The 2,465-nt window shown below is 72.4% G+C and carries 2 protein-coding genes; both read right to left on the bottom strand.

The genetic code is table 11. The annotated features are described in order from the left end of the window. Window positions 1-82: 82 nt before the first annotated feature. Complete coding sequence (murG, locus tag C6N75_RS22085) at window positions 83-1,171, bottom strand: undecaprenyldiphospho-muramoylpentapeptide beta-N-acetylglucosaminyltransferase (protein WP_105870644.1); 1,089 nt, start codon at window positions 1,169-1,171, stop codon at window positions 83-85. A gap of 6 nt (window positions 1,172-1,177) precedes the next feature. Continuing rightward, window positions 1,178-2,465 (bottom strand): putative lipid II flippase FtsW (gene ftsW / locus C6N75_RS22080; protein ID WP_105870643.1); only part of this gene is annotated, 1,288 nt, incomplete at its 5' end.

Here is a 2,465-nt window from a genome sequence, read left to right as displayed (position 1 = left end):
CGGCCTGCGGGCGCCGCGTTCGGCGGTGGTCGGTCCGGCCATGCTCCCTGCCCTCTCCTCGTAGCGCCGCCCGGAAGCGGGACTAGCCGCGGCCGGCGATCGCCTCGCGGACCATGCCGACGAGCAGTTCGTCGGCGTCCCGGCGGCCGAACTCGGCGGCCGAGCGGGACATCTCGTACAGCTTGTGCGGGTCGGCGAGCACCGGCAGCACGTTGCCCTGGACCCACTGGGGCGTCAGTTCGGCGTCGTCGACCAGCAGTCCGCCGCCGGCCTTGACCACCGGCTGGGCGTTGAGCCGCTGCTCGCCGTTGCCGATGGGCAGCGGGACGTAGGCGGCAGGCAGTCCGACGGCGGAGAGTTCGGCGACGGTCATCGCGCCGGCGCGGCAGAGCATCATGTCGGCCGCGGCGTACGCGAGGTCCATCCGGTCCACATACGGTACCGGGACGTACGGGGGCATGCCGGGCATGTTCTCGACGTGCGGCACTTCGTTCTTGGGGCCGACGGCGTGCAGGATCTGAATGCCGGAGCGCTGGAGCACGGGGGCGGCCTGCTGGACCACCTCGTTGAGCCGGCGCGCGCCCTGGGAGCCGCCGGAGACCAGCAGGGTGGGCAGGTTGGGGTCGAGCCCGAAGGCGGCCCGCGCCTCGGGGCGCACCCGGGCCCGGTCCAGGGTGGCGATGGAGTAGCGCAGCGGGATGCCGATGTAGCGGGAGTTGCGCAGCTTGCTGTCCGGCGTGGCGACGGCGACCCCGGCCGCGTACCGCGAGCCGATCTTGTTGGCGAGTCCGGGGCGGGCGTTGGCCTCGTGCACCACGATCGGCACGCCGAGCCGCTTGGCGGCGAGGTAGCCGGGCAGCGCGACGTACCCGCCGAAGCCGACCACGCAGTCGGCCTTGGTGCGCTCCAGGATCTGCTCGGCGGCCTTGATGGTGCCGCGCAGCCGGCCGGGGACGGTGATCAGTTCCGGGGTGGGCTTGCGGGGCAGCGGCACGGCCGGGATGAGCGCCAGCTCGTAGCCCCGCTCGGGCACGAGCCGGGTCTCCAGGCCGCGCTCGGTCCCCAGGGCCGTGATCCCCACGGTCGGGTCCTGCCTGCGCAGGGCGTCCGCGAGGGCCAGCGCCGGCTCGATGTGGCCGGCGGTCCCCCCACCGGCGAGTACGACATGCACCGAAATTCACCGCTCTCCGGACGGACGCCTCTGGGCGCGCCGTCGCATCGACTTCCAACTCACCCCGGCCCGGCCGCCCTGCTTGGGCCGGCGCAGGGCGAGGGCCGCTCTCGCCGCGGGCTCGTCTCGCGCGAAGGCGATCAGCAGTCCGACGGCGAACATGGTCGGCAGCAGGGCGGAGCCCCCGTAGGAGAACAGCGGGAGGGGGACGCCGGCGATGGGCAGCAGCCCGAGCACCGCACCGATGTTGACCACGGCCTGGGCCGTGATCCACGTGGTCACTCCTCCCGCGGCGTACCTCACGAAGGGGTCCTCCGTGCGTCCGGCCACGCGGATACCCGCATAGCCTAGAGCCGCGAAGAGGGCGAGCACCGACAGCGTCCCCGCCAGTCCCAGTTCCTCCCCGGTGATGGCGAAGATGAAGTCGGTGTGCGGTTCGGGGAGTTGGCCCCATTTCTCCACGCTCGCACCGAGTCCGGATCCGAACCATCCGCCGGAGGCCAGGGCGTAGATCCCGTGCACCGCCTGCCAGCAGGCGTCGCCGGGGCCGGGGTCGGCGGCGCCGATGCAGCCGAGCCGGGCCATCCGGTTGGCGCTGGTGCGGATGAGGACCACGCCGATCACCGCGGCCACCGTGAGCACGCCGGCGAACATCCGGGTGGGCGCGCCGGCCAGCCACAGCAGCCCGAACAGGATCGCGGTGAGAATGATTGCGGTGCCCATGTCACCGCCGAGCATGATCAGCCCGAGCAGCAGGAAGGCGACCGGGACCAGCGGGACCAGCATGTGCTTCCACTGGGTGAGCAGCCGCCGGTCCTGCTTGCGGGCGAGCAGGTCGGCGCCCCACAGGATCAGCGCCAGCTTGCCGAACTCGCTGGGCTGGAGCTGGAAGGGGCCGCCCAGCGAGATCCAGTTCTGGTTGCCGTTGACCGCGTGCCCTATCCCGGGGATCTGCACCAGCACCATCAGGAAGACCGCGCCGACCAGCAGCGGGTAGGACAGCGCCCGGTGCAGCCTGACCGGCATCCGGGAGGCGAGCAGCAGCAGCGCGGTGCCGATCAGCGCGGCGAGGAACTGCTTGCGGAAGAAGTAGGAGTCGGGCAGCGAGAAGTTCAGCGCCTGGATCTGGGAGGCGGAGTAGACCATCACCAGGCCCAGCACGGTGATCAGCATGCTCGCGCCGAGGATGACGTAGTACGCGGTGAGCGGCCGGTCCCAGGCCCGGCGGGCCCGCTCGTACAGGGCGCGCAGTCCGCCGCCGCGCGGGGGGCGGACTGCGCGCCCTGTACGAGCG

Origin of the sequence: Streptomyces solincola, from assembly GCF_002982015.1 — a bacterium.
Lineage (GTDB): Bacteria > Actinomycetota > Actinomycetes > Streptomycetales > Streptomycetaceae > Streptomyces > Streptomyces solincola.
The sequence above is the reverse complement of the archived record's forward strand: the minus strand, read 5'-3'. Positions and strand labels throughout refer to the sequence as shown.